Annotated in this window: 12 protein-coding genes; 4 read left to right on the forward strand and 8 right to left on the reverse strand. The window is 64.4% G+C overall.

From position 1 onward, the window contains the following. Window positions 1-13 precede the first annotated feature (13 nt). From AC07SI_RS13945 to AC07SI_RS13960, 4 genes are all read left to right on the forward strand, one after another. Window positions 14-1,387: an LLM class flavin-dependent oxidoreductase gene (locus AC07SI_RS13945; RefSeq protein WP_495005901.1), complete on the forward strand. Its 1,374-nt coding sequence runs from the start codon at window positions 14-16 to the stop codon at window positions 1,385-1,387. A gap of 81 nt (window positions 1,388-1,468) precedes the next feature. Continuing rightward, a complete protein-coding gene (locus AC07SI_RS13950; protein ID WP_495005902.1) occupies window positions 1,469-2,203 on the forward strand; it encodes a UTRA domain-containing protein in 735 nt (244 codons plus the stop codon). A 344-nt stretch (window positions 2,204-2,547) separates the two neighbouring features. Beyond that, window positions 2,548-4,818, forward strand: coding sequence for a TonB-dependent receptor (locus AC07SI_RS13955; protein WP_213551079.1), 2,271 nt, complete (start codon window positions 2,548-2,550; stop codon window positions 4,816-4,818). Between the two features lie 9 nt (window positions 4,819-4,827). Then, on the forward strand, window positions 4,828-6,402 hold the full coding sequence (locus AC07SI_RS13960) for an alkaline phosphatase D family protein (RefSeq protein ID WP_106803233.1): 1,575 nt from the start codon (window positions 4,828-4,830) through the stop codon (window positions 6,400-6,402). On the opposite strand, the gene AC07SI_RS13965 is transcribed toward AC07SI_RS13960, so the two are convergent. Genes AC07SI_RS13965 through AC07SI_RS14000 form a run of 8 tightly spaced genes read right to left on the reverse strand, consistent with a single transcriptional unit; the run spans window position 6,399 to window position 17,079 of the window. Beyond that, window positions 6,399-8,105, reverse strand: coding sequence for a dipeptide ABC transporter ATP-binding protein (locus AC07SI_RS13965; RefSeq protein WP_495005903.1), 1,707 nt, complete (start codon window positions 8,103-8,105; stop codon window positions 6,399-6,401). The genes AC07SI_RS13960 and AC07SI_RS13965 overlap by 4 nt on opposite strands. Beyond that, window positions 8,102-8,956, reverse strand: a complete 855-nt coding sequence (locus AC07SI_RS13970; RefSeq protein ID WP_120449140.1) for an ABC transporter permease — start codon at window positions 8,954-8,956, stop codon at window positions 8,102-8,104. The genes AC07SI_RS13965 and AC07SI_RS13970 overlap by 4 nt, the downstream gene beginning before the upstream one ends. Then, a complete protein-coding gene (locus tag AC07SI_RS13975; RefSeq protein WP_495005904.1) occupies window positions 8,953-9,903 on the reverse strand; it encodes an ABC transporter permease in 951 nt (316 codons plus the stop codon). The genes AC07SI_RS13970 and AC07SI_RS13975 overlap by 4 nt, the downstream gene beginning before the upstream one ends. Beyond that, window positions 9,900-11,474 carry an ABC transporter substrate-binding protein gene (locus AC07SI_RS13980; protein ID WP_495005905.1) on the reverse strand — a complete coding sequence of 525 codons (1,575 nt, stop codon included), beginning with the start codon at window positions 11,472-11,474 and terminating at the stop codon, window positions 9,900-9,902. The genes AC07SI_RS13975 and AC07SI_RS13980 overlap by 4 nt, the downstream gene beginning before the upstream one ends. Then, a complete protein-coding gene (locus AC07SI_RS13985) occupies window positions 11,471-12,814 on the reverse strand; it encodes an LLM class flavin-dependent oxidoreductase (RefSeq protein WP_495005906.1) in 1,344 nt (447 codons plus the stop codon). The genes AC07SI_RS13980 and AC07SI_RS13985 overlap by 4 nt, the downstream gene beginning before the upstream one ends. A gap of 13 nt (window positions 12,815-12,827) precedes the next feature. Further along, complete coding sequence (locus AC07SI_RS13990) at window positions 12,828-15,272, reverse strand: TonB-dependent receptor plug domain-containing protein (protein ID WP_120449141.1); 2,445 nt, start codon at window positions 15,270-15,272, stop codon at window positions 12,828-12,830. A 6-nt stretch (window positions 15,273-15,278) separates the two neighbouring features. After that, a complete protein-coding gene (locus AC07SI_RS13995; RefSeq protein WP_065904267.1) occupies window positions 15,279-16,235 on the reverse strand; it encodes an ABC transporter substrate-binding protein in 957 nt (318 codons plus the stop codon). A 10-nt stretch (window positions 16,236-16,245) separates the two neighbouring features. Beyond that, window positions 16,246-17,079, reverse strand: a complete 834-nt coding sequence (locus tag AC07SI_RS14000) for a class II aldolase/adducin family protein (protein WP_495005907.1) — start codon at window positions 17,077-17,079, stop codon at window positions 16,246-16,248. Between the last annotated feature and the right edge of the window lie 908 nt (window positions 17,080-17,987).

Genomic DNA, 17,987 nt, shown 5'->3' on the forward strand with positions numbered 1-17,987 from the left:
CGCAGGAAGCACCATGTCCGATCCTACCCCGCTGTTATTCGGTCTCTATGAACAAGCCAGTGTCGGCTGCGGCGGCGCGCCCAGCCTGTGGACCCACCCCAGCGATGAAAGGCTGGGCATCAATACCCTCAAATACTGGTCGAACCTGGCCCGCACGGCGGATGAAGCCAACCTCGACCTGATGTTTTTCGGCGACGTGCTGGGCTTTTACGATGTGTTCGGTGGTTCCGAAGCCATGGCGTTGAAATGGGCAGTGGAAGCCCCGGCCAACGATCCTTTAAGCATTATTCCGGCGCTGGTGGCCCTCACCGAAAAGCTCGCCTTCGGCGTCACCGTGACCACCACCTACGAACACCCGTTCACCCATGCGCGGCGCTTCAGCACCCTCGATCACCTGTCTGAAGGGCGGATCGGCTGGAACATCGTCACCTCGTACCTGTCCAGCGCAGCGCGCAATTTCGGCCTGGAGCAGATGATCAAGCACGACGACCGCTATGAGCGCGCCGAGGAGTTTCTCGACGTGGTGTACAAGCTCTGGGAAGGCAGCTGGGCCGATGACGCGGTGCGCGCCGACAAACAGGCGCACACCTACGCCGATGGCGCCCGCGTGCGGCCGATCGCGCATGCCGGCGAGCATTACCGCGTGGCCGGGCCGCATCTGACCTCGCCATCGCCGCAACGCACGCCGCTGCTGATCCAGGCCGGCTGGTCGGCGCGCGGTCGGCAGTTTGCGGCCAAGCACGCGGAGCTGGTGTTTATCGCCAAGTCCAATCCACTGGAAATCCGCCAGGGCCTCGAAGACATCTGGCGTCAGGCCGAAGCCCGTGGCCGCCGCGCCGCCGACGTGAAGTCACTGACCGTGCTGCGCATCGTCACGGCGCCCACCGCTATCGAGGCGCAGAAAAAATACGACACCTTGCAAAGCAACTATCACCTGCAAGCGCAGTTGGTGAGCTATGCCGGCGACACCGGCATCGACATCAGCCGCTACGCCGACAATGAAGCGCTGTCGACCCACACCGAAGGCATGACCTCCTACGTGATGAAACCCGATGGCAGCGGCAAGCCGCTGACTGCCGGCGAGGTGCGCCAGCGTTTTGCGAATGTCACCCGTGGCAGCGACCTGATCCTGGTCGGCACCCCGGAGCAGATCGCGCAAAAGATCGAGGAGCACGCCCGCATCTCGGGCACCAGCGGCTATATGCTCAACCCGCTGATCAGCCCCGGCTCGCTGAATGATTTTGTCGAACTGGTGATCCCGGCCCTGCAAAAGCGCGGCCTGTACCGCACCACCGCGCAAACCGGCACGCTGCGCTCGCGGCTCAGCGTCGACGGCAGTGATCGCCTGCCCACCTCGGCGCATGGCGCCTCGTTCCGCTTTGCATAAAGCCTGCGTGGGACCAGGTGACCTGCGCCAACAGGAACGGTAGAGTCTGCCCCACGTCATGCCTGCACACGGAACCCCAGGATGCCTTTCGACCCCATCTCGCCGCACTACCAGCGCATCCGCGAACAGATCGCCCACGACATCGCCGCCGGTGTACCCCAGGCCGACGAGAAATTTCCCTCCGAGCGGGAAATGATCGAACGCTTCGGCTGCACCCGCGTCACCTTGCGCCAGGCCTTGCAGCAACTCGAGGCCGAGGGCCTGGTGTACCGCGAAAACCGCCGGGGCTGGTTCGTCAGCCCGCAGCGCATCCGCTACGACCCGACGCGTATCAGCGGCTTCATGGATTACGTCAGCGCCCAGGGCCGCACACCCCGTACCGAATGCCTGCACGCCGAACTGCGTCCGGCCGGCGCCTGGCTGGCCAAGCGCATGGGCCTGGGCTCGACCCAGGAGCCGGTGTTTTTCCTGCAGCGCCGCCGCTGGATCGACCGCCGCCCGGTGCTGCTGGAATTCAATGCACTGCTCGCCAGCTGGTGCCCCGGCCTGCTGGAAGCCGACCTCAATACCTCGCTGACCCAACTGCTGCGCGACCGTTTTGCGCGGGTGCAATCACGCTGTGAACTGCAGATGCACATCGGCACGGTGAATGAAGAACAGGCCGAGTTGCTGCAATTGTCGCCAGGCTCCACCAGTGTGTACCTGGAGCGCTTGAACTTCGGCGAGGACAACCAGGCGGTGGAATTCGACCAGGAATACTGGCGCCCGGATGCGCTGTCGATCGTGATGGAGACGCGGTATCCGGGTACGCGCTGACCCTGTGGGAGCCGGCTTGCAGGCGAAAATCTTTCGGGCACCGCGTTGCGCCTGGGTTGCCGCGTCATTGTTGAAGATCTTCGCTGGCAAGCCGGCTCCTGCAAGGGGGTGACTGCCGCTGTTGCTTGCGTAACAACCTGCCGCCCGCGTGTTGCATAAGCAACGCTCCAACCGTGCCCATTGAAAAATCCCCAATAAATTCATCGACTTAATTATGACAAAATGATGGCATATAGCTTGCTATCGATGTCAGCAGCTTACTCTTCAAAGAGCGGCCCCTGCGCGATGGGACGGCATTCCGCCTGCCCCGCGCTCAAGAATCGGATTTCTTAAGGGACCTTGCCATGCACTCGCTGCTTCGCAACCATCGCTACACCAAACCCGCCCGCCCATTTGTCCTTGCCAGTGCGCCCTTCATGGCGTTGCTGGCCGGCGATGCGCTGGGGGCCGACAACCAGACCACGACTGCCCTGCCGCAGGTCACGGTGACCGCCCAGCGGCATGAAGAATCCGCCCAGGACGTGGGTATCGCCCTGACCGCGCTCAGCGGCCAGGACCTGCAGAACAAGGGTGTGACCAACGTCAACGAGCTGCAGAACTACGTGCCCAACCTCGACATCGCGCCGCAGTACGGCGGCGGCAACCCGTTGTTCCGCATTCGCGGCGTCGGGCTCAAGGATTACGGCAGCAATAACACCTCCACCGTCGGCGTGTACCTGGATCAGGTCGCCTTGCCCTACCCGATCCAGACCCAGGGCCAGCTCTTCGACCTGGAACGCGTCGAGGTGCTGCGTGGCCCGCAGGGCACGCTGTACGGGCGCAACAGCACAGCCGGCGCGATCAACTTCATCACCAACAAACCCACGCGTGAATTCCACGGTGGGCTGACCACCAGCTACGGCTCCTACAACGCCAGCAACGTCGAGGGTTTTCTCTCCGGGCCGCTCAGCGACACCCTGCGCGCACGCCTGGCGTTCATCACCGAACAAGGCGGCGCCTGGCAGGAGAACCGGGTGACCGGGCAAAGCCTGGGCGACAAGGACAACACCTCGGTGCGCGGCCAGTTCGATTGGGACGCCACGCCGGACATCAACTTCAACCTCACCGTGCATGCCGGCGAGGACAAGTCCGACAGCCGCGGCTCGTACCTGTACCAGGGGCTGAAACCCAACGCCAACGGCGCCGCCTACTCGAGCATCAGCCCGGAAAACGACGGCAAGAAAACCGGCTGGGGCCTCACCCCGGGCTTTGCCAAGCTCACCGGGCTGTCGGTGGGTGACAAGCCGCATCGCGATAACGACAACACCGGTTTCGCGCTCACGGGTACGTTCGACCTGAATGACCATTTGAGCGTGACCAGCATCACCGCATCCGACCGCTTCCGGCGCCGCGAATACATCGACTGGGACGCGTCGGTGATCCCGCAATCGGATGAATACTTCGACTCCAAGATCGAAGTGTTCTCCCAGGAACTGCGCCTGGCCTCCCACGACAACGAGCGCTTCAACTGGCAGACCGGCCTGTATTTCGCCCAGGACCGCCTGGACGAAAACTTCTACTCGGACTTCAGCGCCAACCTCGGCTACGGCACCTACACCTCCTACACGCAGAAATCCAACACCTACAGCGCCTTCGCCCAGGGCGACTACCAGCTGACCGATGACTGGAAATTGATCGTCGGCGTGCGCCAGGAAAAAGAACACCGCGAACTCGAGGATTTCTCCACCCAGCGCATCCTCGTCAACAACGGCGTGTACCGTCTCGGGCAGTTGAGTTTCCCGGCCGCCGACAGCGACCTGGACAGCAACTCCACCTCCTGGAAGCTCGGCCTCGAGTACCAGCTCACCCCGTCGACCCTGCTGTATTCGACGGTCAGCCGTGGGATCAAGTCCGGTGGTTTTACCGCCTACAACTCCAGCTATGCCGAGCAGATCGCACCGGTCAAACCGGAAAAACTGCTGGCCTATGAAGTGGGCTTCAAGAGTGACTTGAGCGATACGCTGCGCTTCAACGGCTCGGCGTTCTACTACGACTATCGCGACCAGCAATACCAGTCGCAGGTGTGGATCAGCCAGGCGGTGGGCAATGTCGGCCGGCTGGTGAATATTCCCAAGTCGAAGATCTACGGCTATGAGCTGGAACTGCAATGGGAGCCGGTGTCGGGCCTGACCCTCGGCCAGTACTTCGGCACCAAGAAAGGCAAGTACGTCGACTACCAGGGCCTGAACAGCACCGCGACCCGCGCGGTGGGGTTTGCCTACCCGGTGTACACCGACTTCTCCGGTTCCAGCCTGACCAACTTCCCGAAAATCAGCTACGGCGGCCAGCTGCAATATGTGTGGGACGTCGGCGGTTTTACCTTCAGCGCCGAGAGCGACTACTCGTTCCACGACCGCATTACCGGCAGCAACGGCACCACCACCCAGGCCTACTGGCTGGCGAATGCGCGCCTGGGTGTGACGCCCAAGGGCAGCAACTGGTCGGGGGCACTGTGGGCCCGCAACGTGTTCGACAAGAAATACGACCTGTACCACGGCTCGTTCCTGTCCAACGCCCAAATCGCCACGCCGGGCGACCCACGCACCGTGGGTGTCCAGGCCAGCTACAAATTCTAGGGACCTGTCATGACTTTTGATCTGAACCGCCGCCAGGCCCTGCGCCTGCTGGCCGGGGCGGCGGCTGCGCCCCTGGTGTTGCGTTACGGCAGCGCGCTGGCGAATGTCGCCACGCCATTCACGCTGGGGGTCGCCAGTGGCGATCCCTGGCCCGATGGTTTTGTGATCTGGACTCGATTGAGCACGCTGCCGCTGTTTCCCGGCAATGAATACGCGCTGCCGGCGAGCATCCCGGTGGACTGGGAAGTCGGCCTGGATGAACACTTCCAGCGCATTGCCCAGCGCGGACGGACCCAGGCCCTGGCGATCAACGGCCACGCCGTGCACGTGCAATTGCACGGGTTGCAACCGGGCCGCGAGTACTGGTATCGCTTCATCGCCCTGGGCGAGCGCGGGCCGACCGGCCGCGCCCTGACCCTGCCGGCACTGAACGCCAAAGTCGATCACCTGCGCCTGGGCGTCGCTTCCTGCGCCCATTACGAGCGTGGGCTGTTCAGTGCGTATCGGCACATGGCCGACGAGCGTCCCGACCTGGTGCTGTTTCTCGGCGACTACATCTACGAATACACCAACGCCCCCGGCACACAGGGCCTGGCCCGTTCATACGGTGCCCCCGAAGCCACCGACCTGGCCGGCTACCGGTACCGCTACGCACTGCACAAGACCGACCCGGACCTGCAACAGCTGCACGCCGCTGCACCGTGGATCGCGACCTGGGACGACCATGAGGTGCAGGACGACTACTCCGGCGTGTCCTCCAAGGATCCGGGCGTGACCCTCGCGGCCTTCCAGCAACGCCGCGCGGCGGCGTACCAGGCCTTCCTGGAGAACATGCCGTTGCGGCGCCCGCCGCTGGGCAGCAATGGCAGCCCGCAGATTTACCGGCGTTTCACCTATGGCGATCTCGCCGCGATCCCGGTGCTCGATGGCCGCCAGTACCGCTCGCGCCAGCCGTGCTACCAGGCGCCGAATTTCGGCAAAGGCCATATGGAACTGAGCAGTTGCGTGGACCTCTCCGATCCCAAGCGCACGCTGCTGGGGTTTGAGCAGGAACGCTGGCTGTACGACGGTTTGCGCCGCAGCGACAGCCGCTGGAACCTGCTCGCCCAGGACCTGCTGGTGGCGCCGTTGCGGGCGGAACGGCCGGGCACCGATGGCGCGCGGTACTGGACCGACAGCTGGGACGGTTTCCAGGCGGCGCGCGGGCGGCTGATCGACAACCTGCGTGACAGCCGTGTGGCGAACCCGGTGGTATTGAGCGGGGACTATCACTCGTTCTGGGCCAACCATTTGTATGAGCGGCCGGAGGATCCGGAGTCGAAGCTGGTGGCGGCGGAGTTTGTCGGCACCTCGATCACCTCCAATGGGCCGAGCTACGAGGCGGTGCAGTCCATATTGCCGGCCAATCCGCAGATCCGCTTTTACGACAGTCGGCCCCGTGGGTATTTGTCGCTGGACCTGACGCCGGAGCGCCTGGCGGTGAAGATGCAGGCGATCTCCGACCGCCTGGACCCCAACGCCACGGTGTCGACGCTCAAGCACTTTGTCGTGGAGAGTGGCAGCCCGCAGCTTATCGAGGCCTAAAGCTGCACCACCCTCCTGGCAGGAGCCGGCTTGCCGGCGATGGCGGTCGCCGAATTGACGCTCAAAGAAGACGCCTCATCGCCGGCCAGCCGGCGCCTGCAGGGGGTGTGCTGGCCGGGAATATCGGCCAGCAGGCTACGGGTGTAGTCATGGGCAGGCGCGGTGAAGATCTGTTCACAAGCGCCCTGCTCCACCACCCTGCCCGCCTGCATCACCACCACATGATCGGAAATCTGCCGCACCACCGCCAGATCATGGGAGATAAACAGGTAGCTCAAGCCCAGCCGTTCTTGCAGGTCCGCGAGCAACGTCAGAATCTGTCCCTGAATCGACGCATCCAGCGCCGACAACGCCTCATCCAGCACCAGCAACTGCGGCTCCAATGCCAACGCCCGTGCAATCGCCACCCGCTGCCGCTGCCCGCCCGACAACTCCACCGGCCGACTCCCCAGCAACCGCGCCGGCAACTCGACCTGTTCCAGCAAGGTCGCCGCGCGCTGGCGGCGCCAGGCGCTGTCGCCCAACGCAAAGGCCTGCAACGGCTCACTGATGATCTGCTCCAGGCTCAACCGTGGGTTCAGCGACGCATAGGGATTCTGGTAAACCACCTGGATCTGCCGCCGCAACGCCAGCCACTCGCGGCGCGACACGTGGCTGATGTCCTGCCCATCGAACACCACGCTGCCGCTGTCCAGACGCTCCAACCCGAGAATCAGGCGCGCAGTGGTCGACTTGCCCGAACCCGACTCCCCCACCAGGCTGGTGGTGCCGTGACGCGGCAGATGGAACGACACCCCGTCCACCGCCAGCGGTGTCGGGTGGCGCCAGCTCGAGAAATCCTTGCGCAGCTCCTGCACCGTCAACAGCGGCGTGGCCTCCACACGCTGCGCACTCACCTGCCGGCGTTGCTGCACCAACAGGCTCGGTGCCGCCTGCAGCAACTGCCGGGTGTAGGCATGCTGCGGCGCCTCGAAGACGCGACGGGCGTCGCCGGTTTCGACGATGCGCCCCTGGTGCATCACCAATAGCCGGTCGGCGCGGTCGAGGGCCACGCCCAGATCATGGGTGATCAGCAACACCGCCGTGCCACGTTCACGTGCCAGGGTTTGCAGGCGGTCGAGAATCTGCCGCTGCACGCCCACATCCAGCGCGCTGGTCGGCTCATCGGCGATCACCAGCGGCGGGTCATTGGCCAGGGCGATGGCGATCAGCACGCGCTGGCGCATGCCGCCGGAGAGTTGATGCGGATAACCGCGAGCAACACGCTCGGCGTCCACCAGCCCGACTTCGCGCAACAGTGCCAGGCTGCGCTGGCGCGCCAGCGGCTTGGGCACGCCGTGCAGGGTCAGGGCCTCGACCAGTTGGTGGCCGATGCGCTTGACCGGGTCGAGGGACAAGCCCGGATCCTGCGGCACAAAGCCCACGCTGCGCCCGCGAATGCTTTGCCACTGGCGTTCGCTGGCAGTGGTCAACTCCTCGCCTGCCAGGCGAATGCTGCCGGATTCGATCTGCGCGTTGCCCGCCAGCAAGCCCACCAAGGCCGCCGCCGTGGTCGATTTACCCGAGCCGGACTCGCCGACAATCGCCAGAATCTCGCCGGCCTTGAGCTGGAAATCAATGCCCGCCACGCCTTCGGTGCGCCCATCGCGGCCGTGATAGGCGATACGCAGGTCGCGTACGTCGAGCAAAAGGTGGTCTGTCATCGTGTGCCTCCTTGATCCTGTTGCAACGCCCGCGCCAGTTGGTTGGCCGACACCACGACCGCAGCCACGACCAGGCCCGGCAGGCTGGTGTACCACCAGGCGGCAATCATGAAGTTGCGCCCTTCGGCCACCAGCAGACCCCATTCGGGTTGCGGCGGTGGCGCGCCGAAGCCAAGAAAACTCAAGGCCGAGACCGACAGCACCGCACTGCCGAATTCCAGCGCGGCCAACGCGAGCACCGGCGCGCTGGCGTGGGGCAGGATGTGCCGCGCGATAATGGTCCACGGCCCGACGCCACAGGCCGAGGCGGCCTCGACAAACGTACTTGCACGCCAACGCAACACTTCGCCGCGCACCAGGCGCGCGAAGGTCGCGACCGACGACAGGCCCACCGCCAGGGCGATGTTCAGCGTGCCAAACCCCAGCACCGTGATCACCGCCATGGCCAACAGCAATGCCGGGATCGCCATCAAGACTTCCACCAGGCGCATCAGCACCGCGTCCACCCAGCCGCCGAAAAACCCCGCCAACACCCCGAGGAGGATGCCGCTGACCAACGCAATCAGCACCGCCAGCAAGGTCGCGCGCAACGACAGTCCGGCGCCGTACACCGTACGGCTATAGAGGTCGCGGCCGAGGTGGTCGGTGCCAAACCAGTGCGCCAGGGACGGGCTCTGCAAGGCATTGGCCGGCACCCCGAGCAGCGGGTCGAAATGCGTGAACAGCTGCGGCCACAACGCCCAGCCCAACACCAGCAGCAGGACGATCACGCCCAGCGGCAGCAACGGGCGGCGGCGCAACGCGCGCAAGTGGCGCGGACGCGGCAAAACAGCGGTCAAGGCAAGGCTCATCGTGCGGCTCCGCGAATACGTGGGTCGAGCAACGGATACAACAGGTCGACCAGCAGGTTGACCGCGATAAAGATCAATGCCGCCAACACCACCACACCCTGTACCACCGGAATGTCCTGGGTGCTGACCGCACCCTGGGCCAGGCGTCCGACGCCCTCACGGGAGAACACGGTCTCGGTGACCACCGAGCCGGCCAGCAGCGAGCCGACAATCACCCCGCTCAAGCTGAGGATCGGGATCACCGCGTTGTGCAGCACATGGGTCAACAGCACCCGCAGCGGGCTCAGGCCCTTGGCGCGCAGTGCATCCACGAATGGCAGGCGCGCGGTGGCGGCCAACGAGCGCGCCAGCACCTGGGCGATCACCGCGCTGGTCGGAATCGCGAGTGTCAGGGTCGGCAGGACCAGTGAGGCAACCCCCTGGTTCCCCATCGCCGGAAACCAGTGCCAGCCGAAGGAAAACCACTGCAACAGCAGCAGCCCCACCCAGAAGGTCGGCAACGACACGGCCACCGCCGGCAACCCGAGCAACAGGTCGCGCAGCCAGCGCCGGCGGGTCAGGCTGGCGATCAGCGCGAGGCTCACGCCCAGCACCAGCGCCACCGCCAGCGACACCAGCGCCAGGGCCGCCGTCTTCGGCAACGCCTCGGCCAACGACGCCGATACCGGCTGGCCACTCTGGATCGAGTTGCCGAAATCCAGCTGCACGGCATGCCACAGGGCAATGCCGTACTGCACCGCCAGCGGCTCGTCGAGGTGGTACTGCGCGCGTAGCGCCGCGACTTGCTGCTGGTTGACGGTGCTCTGCTCGCCGCTCTGGTTAAGCATGATGCTCACCGGGTCGCTGGGCAGTGCGTACAGAATCACGAATGACAGGCTGAACGCCGCCCACAGCACCAGCAACGCCTGGCCGCCACGGCCCAACAGGTACAGCGCGGTGCCCCTCATGGCTGCAACCAGGTGTCGAAGAACTGCAGCCGCGAGGACGCTTCGTAATGGAGGCCCTGGACCTTCTTGCCGTGGGCCAGCACCGTCGCCAACTCCACCAGGGCAATCGCATGACCGTCACGCAGCAGCAACTCGCTGGCCTGGTCGATCAGCCCCTGGCGCTTGGCGCTGTCGAGGGTCTTGGACGACTCGCTCAACAGCCGGTCCACCTCCCCCGGTTCGCGTTTGTTGATGTTGTAGCCCCGGGCGTCATACACGGTACGCAGCACGTCCGGGTCGGCGCGGGTCAGGTTGAGAAAGCGCACGCTGAAATCCCCACCGGCCTGGATCGCCGTGACCTGGCTGATGGTGGATTTATTCAGTTGGAAGTCAATGCCCACGCCCTTCAATTGCTGCTGTACCAGCTCCAGGATGGGCGTCTGCTGCCAGTAGTCCAGGCGAAACGCCAGGCGCTTGCCGTCCTTGACCCGCACGCCATCCGCGCCCACTTGCCAGCCGGCCTCGTCCAACAGCCGGCGCGCGCCGTCCGGGTCATAGGCCAACAGGCTGGAAAAGTCGCGGTACAGCGGCGTGCTGGTGGCGAGCAAGGCGGTGGCGGGTTTCTGGTAGCGGGAAATGATGCGCTGCAACTCAGCCCGGTCGATCGCCTTGTTCAGCGCCTGGCGCACCTTGATATCGGCGAACAGCGGCGTCGATTCATTCAGCGCCAGGTTGAACACCACGCCGGGATTGGCCCGGGTCAACAGCACCAGGTCCTGGCCTTCGATGCCCGGTTCATCCTGTGGCGCGACGCTGGTGTTCACCTCGATCTGCGCGGACGCCAGGCTGCCCAGGCGCACGCCGGATTCGGGAATGATCAGGAACTCGATGCCGTCGAGCCAGGCCTTGCCCGTGTGGGCCGCCAAGGAAGAACCCCAGGCGTAGTCCTCGCGCCGGCTCAGCGACACTTTCTGGTTATGCACGAATGACTTCAGTACAAACGGCCCCGAGCCGACCAACTGGCCCTGGCAGCGCTCGCCTGACGACAACGCCAGGTTGGCGGGCGACAACAGTCCCAGGGTCATGGTCGAGGTGGCTTGCAGGAATTGCGCGTTGGACTGCTCGAACTCGACCACCACCGTGTGGCTGTCCGGGGTGTCGATGCGCTTGAGCCCGGCCAGGTAGGTCGAGCCGAGGATCGAGCGCGCGCCCAGGGCCAGGATGCCTTCCAGGTTGGCCTTGACCGCCGCAGCGTCCACCGCCGCGCCGTCGCTGAAGGTCGCGCCCTGGCGCAGCACAAAGGTGAAGCGCCGCGAATCCGCATCCACCTCCCAGCGCTCGGCCAGCCACGGCACGATGGCGCCGGTGACCGGGTCCTGGTCGGTGAGGGAGTCCACCAATTGCCGTCCGACGTTCAACGCGGTGTTATTGCCCGCCTGCTGCGGGTCGACGCACTGCGGATCGCCGTCCAGGGCCACGCGCAGAGTGCCGCCGCTGTGGGGCTTGGACGGGTCGGCCTGGCTGACCTCGCCGGACGGGCCGCCACAGCCGGCCAGCAGCAGCGCCAACAGTGCGACTGAATACGGCTTCATGAACGCGCTCCCTGACGACGGTTGGCGATGTACGGCAAGCCGAGGTTTTCGCGCAGGGTCTGGCCCTGGTATTCCTGGCGGAACAAACCGCGGCGCTGCAACTGCGGCACCACGCCATCGGCAAAATCGGCGATGCCCTGGTGCAGCCCGGAGAACATCACGTTGAAGCCATCGGCAGCACCACTTTCGAACCATTCCTGGAAGTCATCCGCCACACTTTCGGGCGTGCCGATCAGGATCCGATGCCCACCGGCGGTGAGCTTGTTGAACAGCTCACGCACGGTCGGGCGCTCGCGGCGGATCAAGTCAAACACCAGCTTCTGCCGGCTCTTGTGGGTGTTGGTGTCGAACTGCTCGGGCGGCAGCGGCACCAATGAATCGAACGGCAGCTCCGACAAATCGAAACCCAAGCTGGTAAAGCGCGAGATCGAACTGAGGAACGCCTTCGGGTCCTGCAGCTCCTGCAGTTGATCGTATTTGGCCTGGGCTTCGGCCTGGGTACGGCCGATCACGGTGGAGACGCCCGGCAGTACTTTCAGGTGCTCGGGGTTGCGCCCCAACCCGGCAGCGGTGTGTTTGATTTCACGGTAGAACGCCTGGCCCTGCTCCACGGTGTGCTGGGCGGTAAAGATCAACTCCCCGGCCCGCGCCGCCAAGCGCCGGCCGGCATCGGAGGAGCCGGCCTGGGCAATCACCGGGTAGCCCTGCACCGGGCGAGCAGCGTTGAGCGGGCCCTGCACCTGGAAGTATTTGCCGTGGTGGCTGAGCACGTGCAGCTTGTCGGTATCCAGCCATTGCCCGGACGCCTTGTCCTGGATAAATGCATCGTCGGCCCAGCTGTCCCACAAGCCGGTGACCACGTCGTAGAACTCTTCGGCGCGCTCATAGCGGTCGGCGTGCTTGATGTGGTCGTCGCGGTTGAAATTCTCGCCGCCGCCCAGTGAGGTCACCAGGTTCCAGCCGACCCGGCCACCGCTGAGGTGATCGATGTTGGCGAACTTGCGCGCAATGTTGTACGGCTCGTTGTAGGTGGTGCTGGCGGTGGCGATCAAGCCGATATGCCGCGTCGCCAGGGCCAGCGCCGGCAACAGCACCAGCGGGTCCCAGCGCACGCTGTTGGGGCCGCGCGCCAGGGCCAGGGGGTCGAGGTCGACGTTCACCGTGTCGTTGAAAAACAACGCATGAAAACGCGCCGCTTCAAGCTTTTCGGCGATCCAGCGAAAGTGCTCGAAATCGCGGAACGAGTCGGCGGCGGCACTCGGGTGGCGCCAGGCCGACCCCATGATCCCGGCACTCGGAATGAAGGCGCCGAGCAGTATCTGTCGTTCTTGTTGGCTCATGTCGCAGTCCTCATCAGAAGGTGTAGGTCGCGCGGGTGTACCAGAACGCACCGTAGGGATCGAATGGCGAGATGCTGCCGAACTTGGGGAACCCGTTGATATCGCCTTGGGGGAACGCGTTGTTGTCGGCCTTGACGTTGAGCAGGTTGTTGGCGCCCACCGCCAGGTTCAGGTCCTTGGTGAGGTTGTAGGCCACCTCCAGGTCGGTGAGCCACTTGGCGCCGTAGGTCACGTCATAAGCCGGGTTGGTGTCACGGGCGATGACCTTGTCGTAGCGGGTCAGGCCGGCGTTGATGTCAAACTTGTCGACCTTCCAGTTGGCGCTGAGGATCAGCTTGGTCTTGGGGTTGGCCACGGTCAGGTATCCCTGGGCCACGCGGTCGAACAGCGCCAGGTTGCTGCCCACGGCGGTGAGTGCAGCGGGCGTCGACTTGATGCTGTCGATCGTGGTCTTGTTGTAGTTGGCCGCCACGCCATATTTGACGGTGCCGAAGGCGCCGTAATCGACGCGGTAGTCGGTGACCAGGTCGATGCCGCGCGTGGTGGTGTCGGCGGCGTTGGTGAAGTACTTGACCCGGTAGCCAGGGCGGAAGCCGTTGGCCTGCAGGATCTGGTCGACGCCGCTGCCGTAGAGGAAACCCGTCTGGGCGATGCGGTCGCTGATCTCGATCTGATAGGCGTCCACAGTGATATTCGCTTCGGGCACCGGCTTATAGGCGAAGCCGAGGCTGATATTGCGCGACTTCTCCGGCTTCAGATCCTCTGCGCCAAGCGCCTGGGCCAGCGGCGAATCGACCCGCACCGACTTGGCCTCGACGAACTGCGCCACGCCATTGACGGTGGTGTATTGGTTGGCGGTCTGCGCATACACCGATTGCGACAGCGACGGCGCGCGAAAGCCGTTGCTGAGGGTGCCGCGCAAGGCGAATTCAGGGGTGAAGTCATAGCGCAACGAGAGCTTGCCGCTGCTGGTGTTGCCGGAGCTGTCGTCGTAATGCTCGAAGCGCCCGGCTACGCCCACATAGAGTTTCTCGGTGGGGTTGAGGCCCACATCCAGGTAGCTGGCGTAGCTGTTGCGACTGGCCTGGCCTTCGTCATCCGGGGTCAGGGTGATTGCGCCCTGGGCGCCCACCGCGCCGGGTTGCCCGGCCAGCGGACCGCTGGGGTAGACATAGCCGCCGTTGATGTACGACAGCGGGTTGCCCGACTCGGTCTTGTAGCGCTCATGCCGATGCTCGAGGCCGGCCGAGACTTGCAGCGGCTTGCTCAGGCCGATGTCGAAGGCGCGGGTCAGGTCGAGGTTGTTGGTCCACTGGTCGAAATAGTTGGTGTAGGTGGTGAAGTGCGTGGGGCTCGACGGGCCGAGCGAGGCGTTGAGGGTCTCGTCGGCGCCGGCCACGCCCTTGTCGCGGCCAAAGGTCGAACTCAAGTCCCAGTTCCACTCGGCGATCTTGCCCTTGCCGCCGGCCGCGACCTGGTAGTCGGTTTCGCGCAGGGTGTAGAACGGCGCCGTACCGTCGGGGTAAATCGACGGGATGATGTTGGTGGAGTTGGGCCGCCGGTAGTTTTGCCCGCCCCGCGCGTCGCGCTGGCTGAGGGTCGAGAACGAGTACAGGGTCACGTCGTCCAGGGGCAGTTCGGCGTTGTAGGCGACGTTGATCGCCTTGATTTTCGGCAGGCCGTTTTTCTGCACGTCCTTGTCGTTGGCCTCGCGCGGGTCCGGTGAGCCGTTGGCCTGCGGGTAGTAGAACGCGCCCGTCGCATCGCGGGCACGCACGGCGGTCTGCTGGGACTTGGCGTCCAGCGACAGGTTGAAAAAGCCGTCGTTGGGCAGCGCGAAACCGTTGTTGAGGGTCTGGCGAATCGTGCCGCCGTCGCCCTTGGTGTACTCGCCATAGGAGGTGCTGACCGAGCCACCGTTGTCGTTCTGCTTGAGGATGATGTTGATCACCCCGGCAATCGCGTCCGAGCCGTACTGCGCCGAGGCGCCGTCGCGCAGCACCTCGATATGGTCGATGGCGCTGACCGGGATCATGTCCAGGTCCACCGGGTTGGTGCCGTAGGCCGCCGTGGAGTCGAGGTTGATCACCGCGCTGTTGTGGCGGCGCTTGCCGTTGACCAGCACCAGCACGTTGGAACCGTTGAGGCCGCGCAGGCTGTAGGGCCGCGCGATGCTGTCGTTGGACGTGCCCGAAGGCCGCTGGGAAAACGACGGCAGGGTTTTCTGCAAGGCGGTCCGCAGGCTGCTGGAACCGGTTTTCTCCAGTTGCTGGGCGCTGATCACATCGATCGGCGACGGACTGCTGGTGACGGTGCGCGCCTCGCTGCCGCGCGAGCCGGTGACGATCACCGTGTCGAGCGTGTCATCGCTGGTGGCGGCGTAGGCTGGCAGCATGGAAAAGCCGGCGAATATCAAGGGAGCGAGTTGCAGGGTGGAACGGTAGGCAATGGGTTTCATGGCAGGTCAACTGTTCAGAATAGGGTTGAAGTCGTCACGCCACAGCGGTCGTGCATCGACGCTCTGGCTGATCAAATGGTTGGCATAAAACAGGTCGGCCACCTGCTGCTGGGAGGCCATGGCGTCGGCATCGATGCCTTGCAGGCGGCCCGGCCGGCTGCGCTGCTGGAACTGGCGCAGGTACAGGGCACGATCGATGCCGGTCAGCGCTTCACTGCGCTCGGCCCAGCGTTCGGGATGGGCGTTGACCCAGGCCCAGGTGGCTTGCTCACGCCGCAAGAAATCGCCTACCTGGCTACGGCGTTGAGGGTTGGCCAATACCTGTTGCGTGGTCGCAATCACATAGTTGCCGGAGTAGTAGCGGCTGACGTCCGCCAGCAGTTCGCCGTCCATCTGGCTGGTGGCTTGCAGCGCGCTGATGCCGCCGGTGGCGATGGCATCCACATGGCCGTTGCGAAACGCGGTGAGCGCGTCCTGCATCGGCAGCGGTACCGCCGTCACATCGGCCAGGGACAGGCCGTTCTGCGCGAGCATGTTCAGCACAAAGTAGTGAGTGTTGGTGGCCCGTACGTAGCTGATGGTCTTGCCCTTGAGGTCCTGGACCGTGCGGATGCCAGCGCCTTTTTTCACCACCAGACTCGTGTCGTTGCGGTCGCCTGCGTACTGGGCCACCAGTGCAATCGGCACCTTGGCGATCGAGGCGAAGATCGGCGGGATCTCGCTCATGAACGCGTAGTCCAGGTGGCCGCTGCTCAGGGCTTCGAGTACCAGGTTGCCGCCGCTGACATCCACCCATTCCACCGGGTACGGCGTGTCGGCCTGGCCGGCGTCAGCCAGAAACGACGCGGCGGTGCCCTTGTAGCGCCACACGCGCAAGGGTTCGGCGGCCTGGGCGCCCAGCAGCGCGCCAGCCGCGAGGGTGCCGCCAGCCAACAGTAATTGCCGACGAGTCAGGGTGTGCATGGCAGGTGCCTCAGTCGAGCAGGTCGGGTTCTTCGGTGCGGATCTGGTCCCACAGCGGCAGGAAGTTGAGCCAGGCGAAGAACTCGTGGCGGGCCTTGTCGATGCCGCCCTCCAAGGCGTCCGCCGGCGGCACCAGCGGCTGCCCGGCCGACCGCGCGGCGAGGTGCACGCGGGCGGTGTCTTCGGCGAGGATGAACCGCCAGGCGGCGCTTTCCACCGTCGCGCCGGTGACCCACAGGCCATGGTTCTGCCACACCAACAGGTTGTTCTCGGCGAAGGTCTCGACGAACGCCTGGCTGACGATGTTGCGGTCCTGCTCCAGCGCGCCACTGGCGGTGCGCAGGGCGTGACGCGGGAAGATCACCTGGTCATTGAGGAAGGCGCCGGACTCGGCGGTGATCGGCTCGAACAGCTGGCCCAACGACGACCAGACGCGGCCATGAAAACCATGAAAGTGCGCAATGCCGACCACGTCCGGGCGCGCCTGTTGCAGGTCGTGGTGCAGTTCCAGGGCGCTGGTATTCAGCAGGCCCTCGCCTTCCACCACTTGGCCATTGCCATCGACGCGCAACAAGTGCGACACGGTGATCTGCGAGAACGGCACGCCCAGCGGGTTGATCCAGTACTGCTCGGGATGGACCGGGTCGCGGGCGGTGAAATGTCCCGCCACGCCTACCTCGAAACCCAGGCGGCCGAACAGGCGGTAGGCGGCGGCCAGGCGTTGCTTGCGGTGCAGGCGCTCTTGCAGCGGGTCGTCATGGGTGGGTACGGCGCCCAGCGCCAGGCGATTATTGTCGTAGGGCAAGGTGTAGATGGTTTGTGGGAACAGTGTGGAATGACTCATACAGGCAACCCCTGATCAGGCAGTTTTTATAGGCGAGCGAATTCGTGGCTCGGCAGGGCCGGCTGTGAAAACGCAAGGACGGTGTGGCGGCGGGAAGTGTGGTCAGGTCGTCATGATCAGGGGCGCCCTCGCAGGTGGGTATAGTCGGTGCTCACCTCCACCATGCGAGGGGTCGGGTCGAGTGTGTTGTCGCTGGGTTGAAAGGTATTCGTCTAAGAAACGTCTGTAAAAGGCTTTGTAGTCATATGCTAATAATCAGCTTTTTTTAATATGCTTGCGGTGGATGATCAGTTAATTGCATTTTTTGGGGTTTGGGGGGATGGGGGGCATATCCGTTATTTGGGTGATGGTCGACTATGGTTCCGCTCTTACAGCGGGTCACTTTTGGAAAAGCCCCAAAAGTAACCAAAAGGGCTCTTGCCCCAACACTCGGCACCTCGCCTAGGCTCGGTGTGCCCGTAATCCGACATTGATTTGGGGGGCCGCCGCCACGCGCCATCCATGGCGCGGGGCGGCTAAACCGGCATCCCTGCCGGTTTACCCCCCAAATCAATATCGAATTCCGGCCAGCGTGTTTAATGGGGCGCCCAGATCAAGATCAAGATCAAGATCAAAAGCAAAAGCACCGCGGCCTGGCAGCCGGCCTGAGTGGTTAGATCAAGAGCGGATATGTGTAGGAGCTGGCTTGCCTGCTCCCACAGGAATTGAGGTATGGCTTAGGCATCTGGGCATATGGAGATCAAATGTGGGAGCTGGCTTGCCTGCGAAAGCAGTGTGTCAGGCACCTGATGCATCAACTGACACACCGCCTTCGCGAGCAAGCCCGCTCCCACAGGAATTTAAGTTTGACTCAGGCCCCCCGGCATATGGAGATCAAATGTGTGGGCTTGCCTGCGAAAGCAGTGGGT

It is taken from the genome of Pseudomonas sp. GW821-FHT05D12 (assembly GCF_059419825.1).

What these genes read in the sequence shown, in the direction of transcription:
- AC07SI_RS13945 (WP_495005901.1), top strand. Translation starts at nt 14, where the DNA reads ATGTCCGATCCTACCCCGCTGTTATTCGGTCTCTATGAACAAGCCAGT.
- AC07SI_RS13950 (WP_495005902.1), top strand. Translation starts at nt 1,469, where the DNA reads ATGCCTTTCGACCCCATCTCGCCGCACTACCAGCGCATCCGCGAACAG.
- AC07SI_RS13955 (WP_213551079.1), top strand. Translation starts at nt 2,548, where the DNA reads ATGCACTCGCTGCTTCGCAACCATCGCTACACCAAACCCGCCCGCCCA.
- AC07SI_RS13960 (WP_106803233.1), top strand. Translation starts at nt 4,828, where the DNA reads ATGACTTTTGATCTGAACCGCCGCCAGGCCCTGCGCCTGCTGGCCGGG.
- AC07SI_RS13965 (WP_495005903.1), bottom strand. Translation starts at nt 8,105, where the DNA reads ATGACAGACCACCTTTTGCTCGACGTACGCGACCTGCGTATCGCCTAT.
- AC07SI_RS13970 (WP_120449140.1), bottom strand. Translation starts at nt 8,956, where the DNA reads ATGAGCCTTGCCTTGACCGCTGTTTTGCCGCGTCCGCGCCACTTGCGC.
- AC07SI_RS13975 (WP_495005904.1), bottom strand. Translation starts at nt 9,903, where the DNA reads ATGAGGGGCACCGCGCTGTACCTGTTGGGCCGTGGCGGCCAGGCGTTG.
- AC07SI_RS13980 (WP_495005905.1), bottom strand. Translation starts at nt 11,474, where the DNA reads ATGAAGCCGTATTCAGTCGCACTGTTGGCGCTGCTGCTGGCCGGCTGT.
- AC07SI_RS13985 (WP_495005906.1), bottom strand. Translation starts at nt 12,814, where the DNA reads ATGAGCCAACAAGAACGACAGATACTGCTCGGCGCCTTCATTCCGAGT.
- AC07SI_RS13990 (WP_120449141.1), bottom strand. Translation starts at nt 15,272, where the DNA reads ATGAAACCCATTGCCTACCGTTCCACCCTGCAACTCGCTCCCTTGATA.
- AC07SI_RS13995 (WP_065904267.1), bottom strand. Translation starts at nt 16,235, where the DNA reads ATGCACACCCTGACTCGTCGGCAATTACTGTTGGCTGGCGGCACCCTC.
- AC07SI_RS14000 (WP_495005907.1), bottom strand. Translation starts at nt 17,079, where the DNA reads ATGAGTCATTCCACACTGTTCCCACAAACCATCTACACCTTGCCCTAC.